Source organism: Meinhardsimonia xiamenensis (genome assembly GCF_900102905.1).
Classification (GTDB): Bacteria; Pseudomonadota; Alphaproteobacteria; order Rhodobacterales; family Rhodobacteraceae; genus Meinhardsimonia; species Meinhardsimonia xiamenensis.
The window spans coordinates 130,724-149,201 of record NZ_FNFV01000005.1 but is presented as its reverse complement, the minus strand read 5'-3'; the positions used below and the strand labels follow the sequence as shown (position 1 = coordinate 149,201).

Annotated in this window: 23 protein-coding genes and 2 tRNA genes; 5 read left to right on the top strand and 20 right to left on the bottom strand. The window is 68.5% G+C overall.

What is annotated here, in order from left to right:
• The first annotated feature begins 81 nt into the window (after positions 1–81).
• Complete coding sequence (locus BLQ14_RS15630; RefSeq protein ID WP_281220852.1) at positions 82–207, top strand: hypothetical protein; 126 nt, start codon at positions 82–84, stop codon at positions 205–207.
• 3 nt (positions 208–210) lie between these two features.
• Here the strand turns inward: BLQ14_RS15630 and BLQ14_RS11635 are convergent, their stop codons facing one another.
• From BLQ14_RS11635 to purM, 12 genes are all read right to left on the bottom strand, one after another.
• Positions 211–753: a DsbE family thiol:disulfide interchange protein gene (locus BLQ14_RS11635; protein WP_092500732.1), complete on the bottom strand. Its 543-nt coding sequence runs from the start codon at positions 751–753 to the stop codon at positions 211–213.
• Positions 746–901, bottom strand: coding sequence for a heme exporter protein CcmD (ccmD, locus tag BLQ14_RS11630; protein WP_176759547.1), 156 nt, complete (start codon positions 899–901; stop codon positions 746–748). Before ccmD ends, BLQ14_RS11635 begins: the two co-directional genes overlap by 8 nt.
• The gene (locus BLQ14_RS11625) at positions 898–1,644 is read right to left on the bottom strand and encodes a heme ABC transporter permease (protein ID WP_092500731.1); all 747 of its coding nucleotides are present in this window, start codon (positions 1,642–1,644) and stop codon (positions 898–900) included. Before BLQ14_RS11625 ends, ccmD begins: the two co-directional genes overlap by 4 nt.
• A 41-nt stretch (positions 1,645–1,685) precedes the next feature.
• A complete protein-coding gene (gene ccmB / locus BLQ14_RS11620) occupies positions 1,686–2,342 on the bottom strand; it encodes a heme exporter protein CcmB (protein WP_092500730.1) in 657 nt (218 codons plus the stop codon).
• A complete protein-coding gene (gene ccmA / locus BLQ14_RS11615) occupies positions 2,339–2,956 on the bottom strand; it encodes a heme ABC exporter ATP-binding protein CcmA (protein WP_092500729.1) in 618 nt (205 codons plus the stop codon). The genes ccmB and ccmA overlap by 4 nt, the downstream gene beginning before the upstream one ends.
• 68 nt (positions 2,957–3,024) lie before the next feature.
• Positions 3,025–3,375 carry an Mth938-like domain-containing protein gene (locus tag BLQ14_RS11610; protein ID WP_092500728.1) on the bottom strand — a complete coding sequence of 117 codons (351 nt, stop codon included), beginning with the start codon at positions 3,373–3,375 and terminating at the stop codon, positions 3,025–3,027.
• Between the two features lie 12 nt (positions 3,376–3,387).
• Positions 3,388–4,137 carry a sulfite exporter TauE/SafE family protein gene (locus BLQ14_RS11605; protein WP_092500727.1) on the bottom strand — a complete coding sequence of 250 codons (750 nt, stop codon included), beginning with the start codon at positions 4,135–4,137 and terminating at the stop codon, positions 3,388–3,390.
• A 9-nt stretch (positions 4,138–4,146) separates the two neighbouring features.
• On the bottom strand, positions 4,147–5,121 hold the full coding sequence (secF, locus tag BLQ14_RS11600) for a protein translocase subunit SecF (protein WP_092500726.1): 975 nt from the start codon (positions 5,119–5,121) through the stop codon (positions 4,147–4,149).
• Between the two features lies 1 nt (position 5,122).
• The gene (secD, locus tag BLQ14_RS11595; protein ID WP_092500725.1) at positions 5,123–6,787 is read right to left on the bottom strand and encodes a protein translocase subunit SecD; all 1,665 of its coding nucleotides are present in this window, start codon (positions 6,785–6,787) and stop codon (positions 5,123–5,125) included.
• Positions 6,788–6,842: 55 nt separating this feature from the next.
• Entirely contained in the window at positions 6,843–7,166 is a 324-nt protein-coding gene (gene yajC, locus BLQ14_RS11590) for a preprotein translocase subunit YajC (protein WP_092500724.1), read from the bottom strand.
• Between the two features lie 182 nt (positions 7,167–7,348).
• Positions 7,349–7,966, bottom strand: coding sequence for a phosphoribosylglycinamide formyltransferase (gene purN, locus BLQ14_RS11585; protein ID WP_092500888.1), 618 nt, complete (start codon positions 7,964–7,966; stop codon positions 7,349–7,351).
• A 2-nt stretch (positions 7,967–7,968) separates the two neighbouring features.
• Positions 7,969–9,015: a phosphoribosylformylglycinamidine cyclo-ligase gene (gene purM / locus BLQ14_RS11580; RefSeq protein ID WP_092500723.1), complete on the bottom strand. Its 1,047-nt coding sequence runs from the start codon at positions 9,013–9,015 to the stop codon at positions 7,969–7,971.
• Between the two features lie 140 nt (positions 9,016–9,155).
• Here purM and BLQ14_RS11575 point away from each other — a divergent pair.
• The 4 genes from BLQ14_RS11575 (at position 9,156) to BLQ14_RS11560 (ending at position 12,444) form a co-directional block, all read left to right on the top strand.
• Positions 9,156–9,231 (top strand) — tRNA-Ile (locus BLQ14_RS11575).
• Positions 9,232–9,447: 216 nt separating this feature from the next.
• Positions 9,448–11,385, top strand: coding sequence for an elongation factor G (locus BLQ14_RS11570; RefSeq protein ID WP_092500722.1), 1,938 nt, complete (start codon positions 9,448–9,450; stop codon positions 11,383–11,385).
• Position 11,386: 1 nt separating this feature from the next.
• On the top strand, positions 11,387–12,310 hold the full coding sequence (locus tag BLQ14_RS11565) for an MBL fold metallo-hydrolase (protein ID WP_245657092.1): 924 nt from the start codon (positions 11,387–11,389) through the stop codon (positions 12,308–12,310).
• Between the two features lie 59 nt (positions 12,311–12,369).
• Positions 12,370–12,444 (top strand) — tRNA-Asn (locus BLQ14_RS11560).
• Between the two features lie 88 nt (positions 12,445–12,532).
• Here the strand turns inward: BLQ14_RS11560 and BLQ14_RS11555 are convergent.
• Genes BLQ14_RS11555 through BLQ14_RS11520 form a run of 8 tightly spaced genes read right to left on the bottom strand, consistent with a single transcriptional unit; the run spans position 12,533 to position 18,318 of the window.
• Positions 12,533–12,706, bottom strand: a complete 174-nt coding sequence (locus BLQ14_RS11555) for a YodC family protein (RefSeq protein WP_092500721.1) — start codon at positions 12,704–12,706, stop codon at positions 12,533–12,535.
• Positions 12,703–13,758: a phage portal protein gene (locus BLQ14_RS11550; protein WP_092500720.1), complete on the bottom strand. Its 1,056-nt coding sequence runs from the start codon at positions 13,756–13,758 to the stop codon at positions 12,703–12,705. Before BLQ14_RS11550 ends, BLQ14_RS11555 begins: the two co-directional genes overlap by 4 nt.
• A gap of 2 nt (positions 13,759–13,760) precedes the next feature.
• Positions 13,761–14,300 carry a hypothetical protein gene (locus BLQ14_RS11545; protein WP_092500719.1) on the bottom strand — a complete coding sequence of 180 codons (540 nt, stop codon included), beginning with the start codon at positions 14,298–14,300 and terminating at the stop codon, positions 13,761–13,763.
• A gap of 1 nt (position 14,301) precedes the next feature.
• Positions 14,302–14,874, bottom strand: a complete 573-nt coding sequence (locus BLQ14_RS11540; protein ID WP_092500718.1) for an HK97 family phage prohead protease — start codon at positions 14,872–14,874, stop codon at positions 14,302–14,304.
• Positions 14,874–16,130, bottom strand: a complete 1,257-nt coding sequence (locus BLQ14_RS11535; protein WP_092500717.1) for a phage major capsid protein — start codon at positions 16,128–16,130, stop codon at positions 14,874–14,876. Before BLQ14_RS11535 ends, BLQ14_RS11540 begins: the two co-directional genes overlap by 1 nt.
• On the bottom strand, positions 16,123–16,464 hold the full coding sequence (locus BLQ14_RS11530) for an HNH endonuclease (RefSeq protein ID WP_092500716.1): 342 nt from the start codon (positions 16,462–16,464) through the stop codon (positions 16,123–16,125). The genes BLQ14_RS11535 and BLQ14_RS11530 overlap by 8 nt, the downstream gene beginning before the upstream one ends.
• Positions 16,457–16,813, bottom strand: coding sequence for a hypothetical protein (locus BLQ14_RS11525; RefSeq protein WP_092500715.1), 357 nt, complete (start codon positions 16,811–16,813; stop codon positions 16,457–16,459). Before BLQ14_RS11525 ends, BLQ14_RS11530 begins: the two co-directional genes overlap by 8 nt.
• On the bottom strand, positions 16,804–18,318 hold the full coding sequence (locus BLQ14_RS11520) for a terminase TerL endonuclease subunit (protein WP_176759546.1): 1,515 nt from the start codon (positions 18,316–18,318) through the stop codon (positions 16,804–16,806). Before BLQ14_RS11520 ends, BLQ14_RS11525 begins: the two co-directional genes overlap by 10 nt.
• Positions 18,319–18,478 lie beyond the last annotated feature (160 nt).

Sequence of the window (18,478 nt, the reverse complement as noted above, 5' to 3'; positions counted from 1 at the left end):
GGGCGCATTCCGCCATCTTTCCTTCGCATTGTCCGAATGCTGCCGTAATTCGGCGCCATCCGTTAAGAAAAGGCCCGATTCATGTCAGATTTCGCCGACTTCGCCGCCCGCTTCCGCCTGATGCTGCGCCGCTCGCTGCTGTCCATGCCGGCGCTCGAAGCGGGTTTCTTCGTGGCCATGATCCTTGCCTCGGGCCTCGCGGCCTGAGGACTATTGCCGCGCCCGTGCCTCCTCGATGGCGGGCAGGATCTTCTCTTCCATCACCTTCTGCGTGATCGGCCCGGCAAAGCGTAGCATCACGGTGCCGTCACCCGCGATCACATAGGTCTCGGGCACGCCGTAAAGCCCCCAGTCGATGGCCATGCGCCCGGTGGGGTCGGCCCCGAGGCGGGCGAAGGGGTTGCCAAGCTCGGCGAGAAAGCCCAGGGCGTTCTCGGGCTTGTCCTTGTAGTTCACGCCATAGATGGGAATGCCCCGATCGGCGAGCTTCTCGAGATTGGGATGCTCGGCCCGGCAGGGCGCGCACCAGCTCGCCCAGTAGTTGACGAGCACCACCTCGCCCGCGCGCAGATCGGCGTCGGTGAAGGTTTCGAACTGGCCCAGCGGTTCAAGGTTCACAGCCGGGGCCGGCCTGCCGGCGATCGCCGAGGGCAGCGCCTCGGGGTTCTCGCGCTGCATGCCGATGTAGAAGGTCAGCGCCAGAGCCGCGAAGAGTGCGGGCGGCAGCAGCATCAGGGGGGACAGTCTAGCCATTGCGGTGTCTTGCTTCCGCCTTTTCGAGCTCGCGTCGGACCCGGCGCGCGCGCAGCACGCTCTGCGCCACGATCGCGGCGATCAGCACAAGGCTCACCCCGTAGGCCGAGAGCACGGCGAGCGCGTATTTGCCAAGATCAGGCATCATCCCGCCGCTCCCTGCCCCATGCGCTCGCGCGCGGCCAGCGCATAGAGCCTCCGGGCGCGGATCTCGGTGCGCGTGCGCAGGAGCACGAGCGCGATGAACAGCAGAACGAACCCGGCGATGGAGACAAGGAGCGGGTAGTAGAAGACATCCGCCACGTGCTCCTCGCGATCGAGGCTCAGCGAGGCGCCCTGATGCAGGCCCTGGTTCCAGAAATTGACCGCATAGCGGCTGAGCACCGCAAAGACCGAGCCCACGATGCAGAGCACCGAGGTCAGGTCGGCCGCGGTGTCGGGGTTCTCCACCGCCTGCCAGAGCGCCATGTAGCCCAGATAGAAGAGAAACAGGATCAGAAACGAGGTCAGCCGCGGATCCCACGCCCACCAGGTGCCCCACATCGGCTGGCCCCATATGGCGCCGGTCGCCAGCGCGATCAGCGTGAAGGTCGCGCCCACGGGCGCGGCCGCGCGGGCCGCCAGCGCCGAGACATGGTGGCGCCGCACCAGCCAGATCAGCGAGGCCACCAGCATCATCAGCCAGGCGTTGATGGCCATCAGGGCCGACGGCACATGCAGGTAGATGATCTTGACCGTCGAGCCCTGCTTGTAGTCGTCGGGGGTGAAGAAGAAGCCCCAGATCAATCCGGCAACAAGCGTGATCGCGGCAAGCGCCGTGACCCAAGGCAGCACCACATCGGTGGTGGCCAGAAACTTGCGGGGGTTGGCATATTCCCAGATCGAGGCCATGGCGCTCACTTACGTCTGCCCGAAGCTCCGGGCAAGGGCGGTCAACGAAGATTGATGCGAATGGCCGCAGCCGCGGCAAAGGGCAGAAGCGCAAGCGTGCCCAGCGTGATCGCCGCAAGCAGGATGAGCGGCGTCTCCACCGCAAGCCCCGCGGCCCCGCGCTTGACGGTCTCCGCCCCGAAGATCAGCGTCGGCACATAGAGCGGCAGCACGAGGATCGACAGCAAGAGCCCGCCGCGCTTGAGCCCCACGGTGAGGGCCGCCCCGAAGGCGCCGATGAGCGACAGCGCCGGCGTGCCGAGCGCAAGCGAGAGCGTCAGCCAGCCAAAGGCCGCGCCCGGCAGGTTGAGAAGAATGCCCAGCGCCGGCGCGGCGAGCGTCAGCGGCAGTCCCGTCGTCACCCAATGCGCCGCCGCCTTCGCCAGCACCACCGACTCCATCGGGATCGGCGCCGTCGCCAGAAGGTCGAGCGAGCCGTCCTCCCAGTCGAGCTGGAAGATGCGGTCAAGCGACAGAAGGCAGGAAAGGAGTGCCCCCACCCAGAGAATCCCCGGCGCAATGGTGGCCAGAACGCCCGCCTCGGCGCCGACGCCGAAGGGCACGAGCACGGTGACGATCAGAAAGAAGCCAAGCCCGAGCCCGAAGCCCCCACCCGCCCGCATCGCAAGCCTCAGGTCACGCAAGAAGAGCCGACTCACAGGAACGCCTCGTCGAAATCGCTGACCCGCGTCTCGGCGGAGGCGCGGAACTGCCCCACGTCCAGCGTGAGGCCCGCGAGGCCAAGCTCGATGTGGGTGGCGATGAGCGCCGCGCCGCCCGCCGCGACATGCGTTCGCACCGCCTCGGCGAACATCTCCACCGCCGCCGCATCGAGCGACACGGTGGGCTCGTCCAGCGCCCAGACGGGCCTTCCGGTGACCAGAAGCCGCGCCAGCCCCAGCCGCCGCTTCTGCCCGGCCGACAGATTCTGCGCCGGCCGGTCGGCAAGGCCCTCGAGCGCGAAGGCGGCGAGCGCCCCAGCGATGTCGCCGGTGCCGTAGATGCCGGCCCAGAAGGCAAGGTTCTCGGCCACCGTCAGCGTGGCCTTCAGCCCGTCGGCATGGGCGGCGTAGGCGATGGCGCCGGGCGCGGCGCGGATCTCGCCGGCAAGCGGCGGCTGCAGCCCGGCGATGGTGCGCAGCAGCGTCGTCTTGCCCGACCCGTTCGGCCCGCGCAGCACCAGCACCTCGCCCGCGGCAAGAGCGAAGCTGACGTGCTCGAGCACCGGCACGCCCCCGCGGGCACAGGAAAGATCATGAACGTCAAGCAGCATCGGCCCCGCTTAGCGCAAGTCGTGACGGCGGAAAAGCGGCGTGGCTGACCACGGGCCCGGCCGTATCGTCACACCGGCAGCGCCGCCAGCGCGACGCGACGCCCCTCGGCCAGCACGACGTTGTAGGTGCGGCAGGCCGCGGGCGTGGCCATCTGCTCAAGCCCGATGCCGGCCGCCTCGATCGCCTCCCGGAACGCCGCCGGCAGGAGCTGAAGCTCCGCCCCCGTGCCGACCAGCACGAGGTCGAGCGCATCGGCGGCGGCAAGGATCGGCGCGGCGTCATAGCCCTGCCAGGGCTCGAGCCCCTCGGGCAGCACCAGCACCCCACCCTCGTGCACCCGCCCGGCGACGCGGAAGAAGCCCGGACCGTAGCTATCAACGGGCGGCTGGGCGTCATAGTCGATCTCGGTCATGCGCATTTCGGGAACTCCTCAATCCCACAGCGGCAGCCCGCCGAGCGCGGAGGCCGCGATGATGCCATAGGCCACGCCCCGGTAGAGCCGCACGCGCGCAGGGTCGAAGATGCGCGCCCCGGCCCACACCCCGGCAAGATAAACCGGTGCCACGACAAGCCCCACCATCACGGGCGCCGCCTCGAGAAGCCCGCGCCAAGCGAAGACGGCGAGCATGAGCGCATCCACCGCCAAGAGATACACCATGATGTTGGCGCGGATCACCTGCGGCGGCAAGGGCCGGGCCATGTAGAGCAGGATCACCGGCGGCCCCGGCAGCCCGACAGCGCCGCCAAGAAAGCCGCCGAGCGCGCCCGTGGCCCAGATCATCGGCGCGCGCAGCTCGCCGCGCCAGCGCAGCCCCGAGACGAGGAGCACGAGAAGCGTCAGCGTCAGCACCGACACCGCGTAGCGAAAGGGCTCGGGCGAAAAGCTCACCAGCACCGTCACCCCGGCCACCACGCCCAGCGCCGCGCCCCCGGCGAGGCGGGCAATGTCGCGCGGCTCCCCCTCGCGCAGGGCGCGCGGCACCTGCGGCAGCGGGCCGATGAGGTCGATGACAAGAAGCGTGACCAGCACCCAGACCGGGTCGAGCACGCGCGCGGCGAAGGGCAGGTAGATCATCGCCGTGCCGAAGCCCGAAAAGCCCCGCACGAGCCCGGCCAGCGCCGCTCCGAGCAGAAGAAGCCACAGCCCCTCGAGCGCCAGCGCCTCGGCGATGCCGCCCATCGCCCCGCCTCAGGGCGTCTCTGACGTCGAAAACTGGTTGCCCTGATTGGCGTCGGGCTTCGACCAGTCGCGCTTGGTGCCGAGCCAGAGCAGGATGGTCGAGGCCACGAACACCGACGAATAGGTGCCGACGACCACGCCAAGGGTCATTGCGAAGACGAACCCGCGGATCACGTCGCCGCCGAGGATCAGAAGCGCGATCAGCGCGATCAGCGTGGTGACCGAGGTCATCACCGTGCGGCTCAGCGTCTCGTTGATCGAGAGGTTCAGCACCTCCACAAGCGGCTTCTTCTTGTACTTGATGAGGTTCTCGCGCACCCGGTCGAACACGACCACCGTGTCGTTGAGCGAATAGCCGACGATGGTGAGAAGCGCGGCGATGGTCGCAAGGTCGAACTGGATGCGGAAGATCGAGAAGACCCCGATGGTGATGATCACGTCATGCACCAGCGCGGCGACCGCACCCACGGAGAACTGCCACTCGAAGCGAAGCCAGATGTAGAAGAGCACCGCCGCGATGGCGAGCAGCACGGCGATGACGGCCGTGCGGATCAGCTCGCCCGAAACCTTGGGCCCTACCGATTCGACCGAGGTGAATACGATGGTGGGATCGACCGATCGCAGCGCCTCTTCGACCTTCGCCACCAGCTCGGCGGAGGCCGCCTCCTCGCCTGCCTGCGCCTCGATGCGGACCATGGCCACGTGCTTGTCCGACTCGAAGGTGGGGTCGAAGACTTCCGTCACCGACACGTCGCCAAGCCCGAGTTCCTGCAGTCTCTGGCGGTAGGCGCCCACATCCACCGCCGAATGCGACTCGGTGCGGATGGTGGTGCCGCCGCGGAAGTCGATGCCGTAGTTGAGTCCGAGGATCAGGAACGCGGCGAGCGAGATCACCACGGCCACCACGGAGGCGCTGAAGGTGATCCGCGCAGTGCGGAAGAAATCCCAGTTCGTCTCGGCGGGAACAAGGCGAAGGCGGCGCATCTCAGACCTCGATCTTGCGGGGGCGGCGGCGCTCGAACCACATCACGATCATCACCCGCGTCAGATACACGGCGGTGAAGACCGAGGTGACGATCCCGAGCCCGAGCGTGACGGCAAAGCCGCGCACCGGCCCCGAGCCCATGACATAGAGGATCACCGCGGTGATGAAGGTGGTGATGTTGGCGTCAAGAATGGCCGAAAGCGCCTTTTCATAACCCAGTTCGATGGCCCGCGCCGGCCCGCGGGCGGTGCGCAGTTCCTCGCGGATGCGTTCGAAGACGAGCACGTTGGCGTCCACCGCCATGCCGATCGTCAGCACGATGCCGGCGATGCCGGGCAGCGTCAGCGTCGCACCGATGAGCGACAGAAGCCCGAAGATCATGGCGACATTGAGGATCAGCGCCACATTGGCGATGATCCCGAACCAGCCGTAGCTGAGCGCCATGAAGACCAGCACCGCGATTCCCGCCACGATGGCGGCGAGCTTGCCCGCCTCGATGCTGTCGGCGCCAAGCTCGGGGCCGATGGTGCGCTCCTCGAGGAAGGTCAGCTCCGCCGGCAGCGCGCCCGCGCGCAGGAGGATCGCGAGCTGGGTCGACTCCTCGACGGTGAAATTGCCGGTGATCTGGCCCGAGCCGCCGGGGATCGGCTCGCGGATCACCGGGGCGGAGATCACCTCATTGTCGAGCACGATGGCGAAGGGCGAGCCGACATTCTCGGCGGTGTAGCGGCCGAACTTGCGCGCCCCGGTGGGGTTGAAGCGGAAATGCACCGCGGGGCGGCCGTTCTGGTCGAAGGCCGGTTCGGCATCCACGAGATCCTCGCCGGTCACGACGGGCGTCTTCTCGAGGATGTAGTAGACGCCGGGCTCGTCCATGGAGGGGACGATGATCTGCCCCGGCCCGGGCCGCTGGTCGGGGTCGGTGGTGCGCCCCACGACGGGGTGGAAAGTGAGCCGCGCGGTGGTGCCGATGAGCGCCTTCAGCTCGGCCGCCGAGCCCACGCCCGGCACCTGGATGAGGATGCGCCGCTCGCCCTGGCGCTGGATCGTGGGCTCGCGGGTGCCCACCTCGTCGACGCGGCGGCGGATGATCTCGAGCGACTGGCGCACGGTGCGGTCGGTGATCGCGGCCTTCTCGGCCTCGCTGAGCGAGACCACGACGATGTCGGGGGCCTCGGCGCGCACCTCGATGTCGGTCGCGCCCACCGAGCCGAGCGAGACCACGGGCGAGGCGAGCCCGCGCACCACCTCGACCGCCTTCTGCAGCCCGGCGGGGTTGGAGATGCGGATGCGCAGCTCGTCCGGCGGCCCGTCAAGACGGCGGAAGGTGCCGATCTCGTCGCGGTGCTGGCGCAGCGCGTCGCGGATCTCGGGCCAGTAGCCATCCAGCCGGTCGGCAAACACCTGCTCGACCTCCACCTCGGCCAGAAGATGCGCCCCGCCCCTGAGATCGAGCCCGAGCGCAACCAGCCGCGAGGGCAGCCAGTCGGGCCAGAGCGCGGCATCGGCCAGAACCTGCGGGTCGGTCACGCCCTGCTCGATGGCCTTCACCGCATCATTGTGCCGCTCCACCCGGGAATAGAAGGCGTTGGGCAGCGCCAGCACGACCCCGATGGCGACAAGGCCCCAGATGACAATCCGTTGCCAGAGAGGGATTTGCAGCATGCTCGGGAGCCTCTTGCGCTGTCGCCGCTGCGGCGGGTTGGCGGTGGCCGGCGACTCACTCCTTGGCGGCCGGTTCGGTCTTGTTGATGACCTGGGCGATGGTGCCGCGCACCACCCGCACCTTCACGCCGTCGGCGATTTCCACCTCGACCTCATTGTCGTCCTTGACCTTGGAGACCTTGCCGATGATGCCGCCCTGCGTGACCACCAAGTCGCCCCGGCGCAGGGCCGCGACCATCTGCTGATGCTCCTTGGCCTTCTTCTGCTGCGGCCGGATCAGCAGGAAATACATGATCGCGAAGATCAGGATGAGCGGGATGAAGCTGGCGAAGGCCGAGCCTCCCCCGGCTGCCTGGGCATAGGCGGGTGTTGCGAACATATCTGTCCCTTCCTGTCAGCGTAACGGCGGTGCGGGCCGTGCGGCCCCCGCGCGGGTTGGCGCGCAACCTATGCATCGGGCGGGGGCTTGGCAAGGCGCGGCGTGGTGCAGCGCCCGGCAGGCCGGGGGCGTGCCCGGAACCCCTCGAGATGGGTATTTGCATCAGGGTGATGGGGCTGAGGTCAGGAGTTCCCGTCGGCCTCGGCGACCATCTCGATCGGGGTGCGCTCGCCGCGGGCGAAGCGCTCGAGCACCGCGGGGTAGAGGCGGTGCTCCATCCTGAGCACGCGCGCGGCGAGGGTTTCGGGTGTGTCGCCCGGTTTCACCGGCACGCGCGCCTGGCCGAGGATGGGGCCTTCATCGAGCTCGGCCGTCACCTCGTGGACGGTGGCGCCATGCTCGGTCTCGCCGGCGGCAAGGGCGCGGGCGTGGGTGTTGAGACCGCGGAACTTCGGCAGCAGCGAAGGGTGGATGTTGAGCATCCGCCCCGCGTAGCGCGCAACGAATTTGGGCGAGAGGATGCGCATGAAGCCGGCAAGGCAGATGATGTCGGGGCGGGCGTCGTCAAGAAGACGGGCAAGCTCCGCCTCGAAGGCGGCGCGGTCGCCGCGACAGGCGCGTGCATCGACGACCGCCGTGGGCACGCCCAGCGCGCGGGCCTTCTCGAGCCCCTTCGCCTCGGGATCGCTGGAGAGGACGAGGACGGGCCGGGCGGGATGCGCGCCCCGCATCGATTCAATGAGCCGCACCATGTTCGAGCCCGAGCCCGAGATGAGGATGGCGACGCGCTTCTTCGCCACGCTCACGCCGCGCCCCCGGTGAAGCGCACGCCTTGGCCCTCAACGACCCGGCCGATGCGGTGGACGCGCTCGCCCTGCCCTTCGAGCAGCGCCGCGAGCACGTCGGCGCGGGCGGGCTCCACCACGAGCACCATGCCGATGCCGCAGTTGAAGATCTCCGCCATCTCGCGGCGCGAGAGCCCGCCCTGACGCGCAAGCCAGGTGAAGACGCCGGGCCATTCCCACGCGTCAAGGTCGATCTCGGCGGCGTGCGCCGGGCCAAGGGCGCGGGGCACGTTCTCCACCAGCCCTCCGCCGGTGATATGGGCAATCCCCTTCACACCGCCGGCACGGATGGCCGCAAGCGCGGGGCGGACATAGATGCGTGTGGGCGCCAGAAGCGCAGCTCCGAGCGTGCCCTCGCCGAAGGGAGAGGGGGATGACCAGTCGAGCCCCGCCTCGGCGGCGAGCTTGCGCACCAGCGAAAAGCCGTTCGAATGCACACCGTCGGAGGCAAGGCCGAGAAGCACGTCGCCCGCGGCCGGCTCGAGCGGCAGGCCCCGCCCCCGCTCCATCGCGCCGACGGCAAATCCGGCAAGGTCGAAGTCGCCCGGCGCATACATGCCGGGCATCTCGGCCGTCTCGCCGCCGACGAGCGCGCATCCGGCCCTCGCGCAGCCCTCGGCGATGCCCTCGATCACCTCGGCCGCATGGGCCGGGTCGAGCCGTCCGGTGGCGAAATAGTCGAGGAAGAACAGCGGCTCCGCCCCCTGACAGACTAGATCGTTGACGCACATGGCAACGAGGTCGATGCCCACGCCGCCCAGCTCGCCCGTGTCGATGGCGATGCGCAGCTTGGTGCCCACCCCGTCGGTGGCGGCGACGAGAATCGGGTCGGCATAGCCGGCTGCCTTCGGGTCGAACAGCGCGCCGAAGCCGCCGAGCCCGGAGAGAACGCCCGGCCGCTCCGTGCGCGCAGCGGCAGGGCCGATGCGGCGGACCAGATCGTAGCCTGCCTCCACATCCACGCCCGCCTCGGCGTAGCGTGCACCGGTCTTGCGTTCGCTCATCTGTGCGCCTCCGCTTTGGCGTGGCGCGATAGCGCATCGGCGCGAAGCTGTCCACTGGCTCGGGAGAGGACGCCGGACGCGACGCGCGGCGCGCGCCGTGGCTTGACCGGCGGGCGATGTCTGGTAAGCGGGATGTCGGCGGGCCCGTAGCTCAATGGTCAGAGCGGAGCGCTCATAACGCTTTGGTTGCAGGTTCGAGTCCTGCCGGGCCTACCACGGTTTCCCATGGCGGACATTGTTTTCCTGCCGTCTGGGCCGGCCATCGCGGCCTTGCGGCCAGCTTTGCCTTGACGGGCCGGGCTGCGGGCGTGAACCATCACCACAAGGGCCGGCGGACATGCCGGATCCGCGGCGCCCGATGGCTGGCGTCGGGCCCGCGGCAGGCGGCGACATGCGCCGCAGCCCCGGTCGAGGCACAAGGGAGGACGAAAGATGCGCTGCTTCGTGGTTATGGGACCGTCGCAGTCGGGCAAGACGACTCTCATCGAGGCGATGGCCGGGCTCGAGGGCCAGCCCGTGCGCCATGCCGAGAGCGAGGATCCGCTGACCACGGTGAGCTTCACCTATCTCGGCGAGCCCTGGGTGGGCATCGACATCGCCGGCGGGCCCGAGAACCTCGGCTTCGCGGGGCAGGCGCTGGGGGGCGCGGATGCGGCCATCATCTGCGTGCCGGCCGAGGCGGGGGCGGCGGTTCTGGCCGCGCCCTACATCCGGCTGGTGGAAGAGGCCGGCACCCCCTGCCTGCTGTTCATCAACCGCATGGACGAGGCCAAGGACCGGGTGCGCGACATCGCCTCCGCTCTTCAGGGCTTCGCCCGCCATGCGCTGGTGCTGCGGCAGGTGCCGATTCGCGAAGGCGACAAGGTGGTGGGCGCGGTCGATCTCATCTCCGAGCGCGCCTGGGAATACCAGGAGGGTCAGCCCTCCAAGCTCGTCGGGCTTCCCGAGGCCGCGCTCGACCGCGAGCAGGAGGCGCGGGCCGAGCTCCTCGAGCATCTGGCCGATTTCGACGATCACCTGCTCGAGGAGCTGATCGAGGACAAGGCCCCGCCCACCGAGGAGCTTTTCGAGATCACCCGCAAGGTGCTGGCCGAGAACAGGGTCATGCCCGTCTTCCTCGGCGCGGCGAGCCACATGAACGGGGTCAACCGGCTGATGAAGGCGCTGCGCCACGAGGCACCGGGGGTGGAGATCACCCGCGAACGGGTCACTGGCGGCGAAGGCGCGCTTGCCGTGGGGCTGCATGGTGCGATGCGCAAGCATGTGGGCAAGACGGTGATGATCCGCGCGCTCGATGAGGGCGTTTCCGCGGGCAAGCCGCTTGGCGGGGGCACGCTCAGCTCGATGACGGCGCTTGACGGCAAGACCCCGCTCGAGCGCCTTGCGCCCGGCGAGATCGGGCTGGCGGTGAAGTCCGATCACCTGAACCCCGGCCATCTCTTCGATGCCGAGGGCGCCCGCCCCCTGCCCGCCTGGTCGCGCGGCCATCCGCCAAGCCTTGCGCGCCTGCTTCTGCCCGAGAGCGACAAGGACGAGGCGCGGCTTTCGGCGGCGCTGGCGCGGCTTGCCGAGATCGAGCCGGGGCTCGAGCTGGGCACCGACCAGGCCACCGGCCACACGGTCGTCAGGCTGCAGGGGCCGATGCATCTGCGCCGGGTTCTCACGCTCCTCGATAAGGAATTTGGCGTGAGAGTGCGCGAGGCGCCCGTCGGAGCGAGCTATCGCGAAACCATCTCGCGGCCGGTCGCCAAGCACTACCGCCACCGCAAGCAGTCGGGCGGCGCGGGGCAGTTCGCCGATGTGGTGCTCGAGGTCAGGCCTGCCCCGCGCGGGGCGGGCTTTTCGTTCGACGAGGTGGTGAAGGGCGGCGCGGTGCCGCGCAACTACATCCCCGCCGTCGAGCAGGGCGCGCGCGATGCGCTCGCGGAGGGGCCGCTCGGCTTTCCGGTGATCGACATCTCGGTGACGCTCACCGACGGCAAGTCGCATTCGGTGGACAGCTCCGACTTCGCCTTCCGCACCGCCGGCCGCATGGGCGTGAAAGAGGCGCTGGCCGAGGCGGGGCCGGTGCTTCTGCAGCCCATCGACCGGGTGACCTTTCACATCCCCTCTCAGTTTTCCGGGGCGCTGGTTCAGCTCGTCTCCTCGCTCAAGGGGCAGGTGCTGGGCTTTGACGCCAACCCGGACGCGCCGGGCTGGGACATCTTCAACGCCCTGATCCCGGCCGCCGCCCATGACGAGATCGACCGCGCGCTGGGTGGCGCGACGCAGGGCACCGGGTGGTACGAGGCCGAGTTCGACCATTACGAGGAGCTGCACGGGCGCGCGGCGGAGGCGGTGACCCGTGCCCGGGCCGAGGCGCAGGCCTGAGGTGAGCGAAGAGACATTGCAGCGCCCGCCTGCGGGCCGCGTCGAGCGGCTCGCTCCCGGCCTGCGCCGGGTGATCGCGCCCAACCCCTCGCCGATGACCCATTGGGGGACGAACAGCTACATCGTCGGCGAGGGGGATGTGGCGGTGATCGACCCCGGGCCTGCCGATCCGGCGCACATGCGCGCGCTTCTCGCGGCGCTCAAGAAGGGCGAGCGGGTGAGCCACATCATCGTCACCCACGCCCATCTCGACCACTCCCCCCTCGCCCGCCCCCTCGCCGAGGCCACCGGCGCGCCGGTCATCGCCTTCGGCGATGCGCGCGCGGGCCGATCGGCGGTGATGGAGCGGCTGGCACGGGCGGGGCTTGCCGGCGGTGGCGAGGGCGTCGATTCGGCCTTCGCGCCCGATGTGGTGGTTGCCGATGGCGAGCGGATCGCCGGAGCCGGCTGGGAGCTTGAGGTGATCCACACGCCGGGGCATTTCGGCAATCACTTGAGCCTCGCCTGGGGCGAGGCGGTCTTCACCGGCGATCACGTGATGGGCTGGGCAAGCTCGCTCGTCTCCCCGCCCGACGGCGATCTCGCCCAGTTCATGGAAAGCTGCGCGCGCCTTGCCGCGCGCAAGGCGCGCATCTTCTACCCCGGCCATGGCGCGCCGATCTCGGATCCGGCCGCGCGCCTCGACTGGCTCATCGCGCACCGGCGGTCACGCGGGCGCCAGATCGCCGAGGCGCTCGCCGAAGCGCCCGATACCGCCCTTGGCCTCGCGCGGCGCATCTACAGCGATGTGCCGGAGGCGCTCCTGCCCGCCGCGAGCCGCAATGTCTTCGCGCATCTCGTTGAGATGTTTCAGAAAAACGAGGTCGAGGCCGAGCCTGACCTCAGCCCCGGGGCGCGCTTTCGCCTGATCGCGCGGCAGAGGTGAAAAACTGCCGTCTTGCCTCTGGACGCCGGCAAACGCCCTTGCTATATGCCCTCTCGCGTTCCGGCGTAGCTCAGCGGTAGAGCAGTTGACTGTTAATCAATTGGTCGCAGGTTCGAATCCTGCCGCCGGAGCCAAAAAATCCAAAGAAAACAGCTGAATAAACGAACGCCCCTCGCGGGGCGTTGCTTACTTCTGGCTCAGGGGTAACGTTTGGGGTAACGCTTATTCGCCTTCCACACGCTTCAAAACAGAATGGGGGAAACTCGCGCATTGGCGCTTGGTCCCCTCAAACCAGTAGCAAATCGCGTCCCCATACATCGCCTCCCCGCCATAGGTCATGGTTGGCCCGCCCGATTTGAGCTCGACCAGATCGCCTTGTTTGAATTTCTCAGTCATACCTCATTCCCCCAATCGACCAGCTTGAGCGCGTCGGTCGGGTCAACGCCCGCCTCCTTCGCCTGCGCCAGGGCACCCACAATCACATTGAGCGCCCGCGCCCGTCCGCCTGCATCGAAGGCCTGAAGCGGCCGCATCACGTCCAGCGTGACCGCCGTTCCCAGCTTCTCCGTCGCTTCCTCGGCAATGCCCGTGGCGATCGGTTGCAGCACCCATTGCGCCAGATGCCGTTGCGCTTCCCTGACCATCGGGCCGGTCGCCGTGGGCGAGGCCAGGCCGGGAAGAATGCCGAAGGCCAGGTTGATTGCATTCCGCGCCGCCTCGAGCGTCTCGCGCGTCATGGTCTTCGACAGGTCCGGGGAAAGGTCGTGCGGCTTCCAGTCCTGCATCGGGGCCGGTCCGCCCGCCGCCGTCACGTTGACCGATTCGCGGATCAGCACCTTGCCACGGTTGCCACGGAAACCGCGCGCTATCGCTTCCAGGTCGGTCTGCGGTGCCTCGGGAAACGGCACGATCTGGCTTGCAATCGGGGCCGTTTCGTAAATCTCGGCCAGCGCCGTCTCGACCGCGTTCAACAGCCCCGCCGTCAGCTGCGCCCGCTTGAGCGGGGCAGTCCCCTGGTAGGGCGCTGACACGTCGCAGCCGATGCGGAAGTGCAGCACCTCGGCCGCCAGCGCCGTGAAGCTCCGACCGCCGCCAGCCTCGGGAACCGACACGCGGTAAGCCGTGGGCCGCCCGTCGCGGGTTTTCAGATCCCAATCGGAACACGGAACAAGCCCCGCGTCACGGACCAGGAACAGAGCCTCGCCGCGCAAGGCCAGAGACCGCGCACAGAGCGCCAGAGAACGGCGGTCCAGCAGGTCGGTGCCCGACACATCGGCAAGCCCCAGACCGCCCTCCCAGAGCGCCACAGCGGCCTGCACGGTGGCCGTCAGTTCGGCAATGCCGCGCCGCCCGGAAACATAGGCTTCCCGCGCCGCCATGATCTCGGCCGTGAAGCCCGATCCGCTCGATCGCGTTTCCTCAGCCTTCTTTCGCTTGAATGGCCACATGCTCAGGCCCTCCTTTTGTAAGGCCGCAGCAGGTCCGCCGCGCCGCTCAATTCCATCGCCCGCGCCACCCATGCCGGGCTGCGCTGATAGCTTTCCTGGATCGCCCCGCCCATGTTGACGGAATAGCTGGACACGCCCGCCCGATCCGTCGCGTCCGCCAGGTATTCGGCAAGCCGCCTGAACGCCTCGGAGACAGCCGCAGGGACTTCCCCGCCCCCCACGTCCGCCGTGATCCGATAAGGGCCCTCACCGGGCAGCTCATAGCCTCCCAGGGGCGATGCAGCCGGGGTGCATGGCACCCACGCGCCGCCTTCCCAGACCTCGACCGTGTTCACGGTCGCGGGCGACAACGGGGGTTCCCATGTGCCGCCCCCCTCGACCGTCCAGACCACTTGCCGCGCCGTCCAGCGATCGCGGCAATAAGCCTCGATCCGCTGCCAGATCGCCGCGTGATTCAGCATCGAAGCCGCATCGCTCAGCAGCCCCGGGGCAGGCGGATAGCTGCCCGGGATTGCCTCGACCTCTTTCAACGTCACCGCCATCTCAGAGCCTCCACCGATTGAGCGCATGAACAAGCGTCCGATCCTCGGCCGCCGTGCATGGCGTCCAGTTGCGAGCCTCGATCTGCGCCTGGGGATAGGCGGGCTTCGTCACCGCGCTGATCTCGATCAGTTCGGCAGAACGCACCACCCGCAACAGCCCTTCGCTATCGCGCTTGACCAGCGCGCCGCCTTCGGCCACGCGAAAGCCGGGGCTGATCCCGCCCACAAGCCCCGCCGACAGCGTGCCCAGGAAGTCCGCAACATAGCTCACGCCGCGCATTTCCGGGGCAATGGTCGCCTCGAAGGTCAGGGCGTCATCGCCGTCGCTGATCTCGAGGCTTCCCGCCCCGCGCGATGCAAGCGGGCGGTCGAAGTCGTGGTGCACCAGCAAGTGAATGTCGCCACCAGCCGCGACCGATGCCGCGAAGGCTCGCGCCTCGAACACTTCCCGCAGCCGTTCCCGACCGTCCTTCAGAACGGTCGGGACAGCATACGGGAACCGGCCCCGCAGAACGGTTGCCCCGCCCGCAGAGGTGCGGACCTCAAGCCCGCCCTTGGAACCGGCCCACAGCATCACTGAATATCCGTCAGGATGCGGGTTTGAACCGCGCGGGAGATGGTCACGTCCATCGTGGCCAGCGCGGTGATCCGCAGCGCGCCCGATTGCGCATCCGAATACGGATCGCGGATCAGGTCGATCGCGCCCCACGTCCCAACGAAGAACGGGGGAACACCGCCCGCCGTGGTCGTCATCACCGCGCTGGTGGCCAGCGGCGATCCCGCCGGATCGGCAAGGGCATTGTGGCTCATCGTCACCACGCCCAGGGCGTCCGACAGACGGTCCCATTCGGTGATCCCGCTGCCCGCGTCCCAGATGCTCGCATCCATCGCGTCCCAGACCTCGGGACGGATCAGAAGCCGAACATCGCCGGGGCCGCTGGCCGCGTTGCCGGTGATGAAGCTGACCACCTCGGAACGGAACGCCCCCCAGGTCGGGGCCGCGCCAACCGCTTGCTCGCTGATGCCCCAGGCCGATGCACCCGCGAAAAGGCCGGTCGGCTCGCCCGAAGCGCCGCTGCCCAGGAACACGGCCCTGTCAAGGGCTTCCTCGATAGCGCCGTTCATGTCGCGCCTGACCGCCTGCTCAAGCCCGCTGCCGGACTGCTTCAGCGTCTTGCGCGTGATGCGCATCTGAATGCCCAGGTTGTAATCGGGCTTCAGGGGCCTATCAACGGTCGTGTAGGCGCTCGGGCCGGTCACGTTGCCGGTTTCGGACGCCGCCCAGCCCGCCGTCACGCTCGACGTGGTGACGGGATACTCGACCTCGCCCACGTCCACGTTGATCATCTGGCCGCCCATGCGGGCCGCGACAGACCGCGCGAACAGCCGCTCGATGATCGGGGCGGTGCGGATCGGATCGGGGGTGCCGCTCGCCACGGTTTCCCCGGCCCGGATTTCCAGCGCCTCCCACGGCAACGGGATGCCGCGATAGCCGCCACGCGACCGCAGTTCGCTGACGATCTCGGCCGTCTGCCCGTCCAGGCTCCGCCCCTCGTCCAGGGCAAGGGCAACCTGGCGCACCTCGAAACCGGCCATGATCTCGGCCCATTCGCGGCTCGACCGGGTTTCCAGGTCGGCCCCGGCTTCGCGCCGTTCCTGATCCTCGGCAATGAGCGCCGCGCGATAGCGGGTCTCGTTCGACCGATACTCGCGGTCAAGCTCTTCCATCTGCCGGGTTTCGTCCTCGGTCGGGTTCTGCTTGCCGACCAGTTCCGAAAGCTTCTGGCGGATTTCGCTTTGCCGCCGTGCGATTTTAACAGAATCAAGCATCTGCCTTTCCTTTGTGCTCGATGAGGGTTTGGCCCGTCTGACGGACCAGCTTTTTCCACGCCTCGCGGGCGGGGTCGGGTCGGCCTAGGCCGATCTCGATACGGGTCTTGCGGGCATGACACCGCCCGCAGAGGGTTTGCAGGTTGGACAGCGACCAGGCCAATTCGGGCCGATCCCTGACCGGCTCGATGTGGTCGATCTCCAGCCGGTGCCGGCTGCCGCACTGGACGCAGCGCCAATCGTCGCGCTCGAGCGCCTGCATCCGCAGAGCCTTCCAGCGCGGGCCGCGCGTGATCCGCCGGGAATGGCGGAAATATTCCTTCCGGTCACTCATCACGCACCTGCAACTCCCAGAAGATCACCTCGCCAGCCGGGGCCAGCGGGGAAACGCGGATCGTGCGGAACACCTGGCCGCCAATGCGCAGCCGGTCGGTTGTGGAGGGCGTCACGGTCAGGCCCTCGGCCGACAGGAAAAGCCGCTGATCGCCCACCTCCAGGAAGCCGCCCGCGATCAGTTGCATCTCGACCGCGTAGGTAGCCGCCAGGACCGTGACGGGGTATTCGATATCCGGGCCGGGGATGTATTGCCCGTAAGCGTCCCTTGTCCCCGGACCGGGGCGCAGCAGCGTTGCCGCCTGGCCGTGTTTCGCAATCAGCCGCGAAGCGGTCTCCATCAGCCCCATGCAATGCGCCCTCCCTTGTGAGCGGGGCGGCCCATCATCCGGGCCCCCTCAGCGACCGCCAGCACCGTTGCCGCCGCCGCGTCGATCCGGCCACGCGACCGCGCCTTTGCCAGTTTCAGGTTGTTTGCCGGGTCGCGCAGCGTGACCGCATCCGCGAAGGCAGACCGCAGCAGCAGCGAGGGGGCGGTCTTCACCTTGCCCTCGAACACCGCCCGCCGGAACCGCTCGCAATCCTCGCCGCCGTCCCTGAAGCCCTGACCGCGCCAGACAACAGGGCACCGAATGCCCGCCCGGTCGATCGCCTCGCCAAGCTCGGCCTGCTTGTATCGGTCCGCCGTGATCGCCGCGACAGTCTCGCCCGCGACATGGCTCAGAACGTCCACCAGCCACGGAACAACCGGCACAGTCTGGTCTCCCAGGGTGAAAAGCTCGCCCCGGTCCTGCATCTCGACATAGCGCCCGCCCACGCCGTCCGCTTGCCCACGATCCAGCAGGGAAGGCTTGGAAGGGAAGGTGCCCAGAGCCTCAAGACGGCCCGTCTCCGGCCAGTAGAACGCCGCTGCGGTCATGCTGGCAGAGCCGCCCAGGTCGATGCCGATGACCACCTGGCCTTGCCGGGGCGGCAGGTCCGCCGTCTCGCAGGCCAGCCATTCATCGACCGTCAACAGCAGATCGCGGGTTTCGCCGCTGACACGCTCATTGCGGTTGTAGAGCCGGAAAGCCGTCAGGGTCGATCCGCCCCGCGCAATCGCCCGCCGCGCCTGCGCTTGCAGCCATTCAAGGCTGGATCCGATCCCGTATTCAGCGCCCGGATTGGCGATCTTCAGGCTTTCCAGGTCATCCGCCGGAAGGCCGGGAGCGGGGCGGTGCTCCTGCCGATAGACGCCCTCCTGTTCCTCGTCCAGCCAGACCGAGAAGGGGTGCGCATCGTCCGCCGCGCTCGTGCTGATGATCAGCGCCCGGCCGCCACGCTTGCCCAGACCGGACAACAGGGCGTGCTCCAGCTCGTCGCCGCGATCCGCCGGCCAATGGCCCCGCTCGTCCATCAGAACCAGCGTCGGAGCCGATCCCAGAGCCGTCTTGCCGTCCGCCGCAATGGCCCGGACGAAGTGTCCGCCGCCGTCGCCGTCATACTCGATTTCAAGCCGGGGGCTGCGCCGGATCGTGAAGGCCGCTTGCTCATTCTCGGGAAGCGACCGGATGAAGCCCACCACGAAGTCAAACGCGATCCGCGCCTGATCCCGCGTGCGGGCCGCGATCAGGACTTCCCGCCGGGGCTGACGATCCCAGATGCCCATGACCGCGCCCAGGGCGATGCCAGCCGACAGGGCAGTTTTCGCGTTGCCCCTGCCGATGCTCAGACAGGCGACGTTGATGCCGTCCGCCAGGGCACCCTTGACGAATTGCTTTTGAAACGGAGCCAGCTTCAACGCCTGCCCGGCTTTCGGGCCCTCGGGGATCTTGAGGCTTTCCAGGAAGCGGATCGCCTTGCTCGATGCCTTCATTGTGTCACCTCCGATCGACACAGCGCGAAAGCGCAACTCTGGCGCTCGGTTTCTGGCCTGCATGGAAACGGCGGCATTGGGACCAGATGCCGCCCCTTCTTCTTTGCGTGCACCCCGCCCCCGAGGGCGGGTGCAACGCATGGGGTATAAGGGGAGAGTG

Coding starts and splice junctions, on each gene's coding strand:
- BLQ14_RS15630 (WP_281220852.1), top strand. CDS start 82: ATGTCAGATTTCGCCGACTTCGCCGCCCGCTTCCGCCTGATGCTGCGC.
- BLQ14_RS11635 (WP_092500732.1), bottom strand. CDS start 753: ATGGCTAGACTGTCCCCCCTGATGCTGCTGCCGCCCGCACTCTTCGCG.
- ccmD (WP_176759547.1), bottom strand. CDS start 901: ATGATGCCTGATCTTGGCAAATACGCGCTCGCCGTGCTCTCGGCCTAC.
- BLQ14_RS11625 (WP_092500731.1), bottom strand. CDS start 1,644: ATGGCCTCGATCTGGGAATATGCCAACCCCCGCAAGTTTCTGGCCACC.
- ccmA (WP_092500729.1), bottom strand. CDS start 2,956: ATGCTGCTTGACGTTCATGATCTTTCCTGTGCCCGCGGGGGCGTGCCG.
- BLQ14_RS11610 (WP_092500728.1), bottom strand. CDS start 3,375: ATGCGCATGACCGAGATCGACTATGACGCCCAGCCGCCCGTTGATAGC.
- BLQ14_RS11605 (WP_092500727.1), bottom strand. CDS start 4,137: ATGGGCGGCATCGCCGAGGCGCTGGCGCTCGAGGGGCTGTGGCTTCTT.
- secF (WP_092500726.1), bottom strand. CDS start 5,121: ATGCGCCGCCTTCGCCTTGTTCCCGCCGAGACGAACTGGGATTTCTTC.
- secD (WP_092500725.1), bottom strand. CDS start 6,787: ATGCTGCAAATCCCTCTCTGGCAACGGATTGTCATCTGGGGCCTTGTC.
- yajC (WP_092500724.1), bottom strand. CDS start 7,166: ATGTTCGCAACACCCGCCTATGCCCAGGCAGCCGGGGGAGGCTCGGCC.
- purM (WP_092500723.1), bottom strand. CDS start 9,015: ATGAGCGAACGCAAGACCGGTGCACGCTACGCCGAGGCGGGCGTGGAT.
- BLQ14_RS11570 (WP_092500722.1), top strand. CDS start 9,448: ATGCGCTGCTTCGTGGTTATGGGACCGTCGCAGTCGGGCAAGACGACT.
- BLQ14_RS11555 (WP_092500721.1), bottom strand. CDS start 12,706: ATGACTGAGAAATTCAAACAAGGCGATCTGGTCGAGCTCAAATCGGGC.
- BLQ14_RS11550 (WP_092500720.1), bottom strand. CDS start 13,758: ATGTGGCCATTCAAGCGAAAGAAGGCTGAGGAAACGCGATCGAGCGGA.
- BLQ14_RS11545 (WP_092500719.1), bottom strand. CDS start 14,300: ATGGCGGTGACGTTGAAAGAGGTCGAGGCAATCCCGGGCAGCTATCCG.
- BLQ14_RS11540 (WP_092500718.1), bottom strand. CDS start 14,874: ATGCTGTGGGCCGGTTCCAAGGGCGGGCTTGAGGTCCGCACCTCTGCG.
- BLQ14_RS11535 (WP_092500717.1), bottom strand. CDS start 16,130: ATGCTTGATTCTGTTAAAATCGCACGGCGGCAAAGCGAAATCCGCCAG.
- BLQ14_RS11530 (WP_092500716.1), bottom strand. CDS start 16,464: ATGAGTGACCGGAAGGAATATTTCCGCCATTCCCGGCGGATCACGCGC.
- BLQ14_RS11525 (WP_092500715.1), bottom strand. CDS start 16,813: ATGGGGCTGATGGAGACCGCTTCGCGGCTGATTGCGAAACACGGCCAG.
- BLQ14_RS11520 (WP_176759546.1), bottom strand. CDS start 18,318: ATGAAGGCATCGAGCAAGGCGATCCGCTTCCTGGAAAGCCTCAAGATC.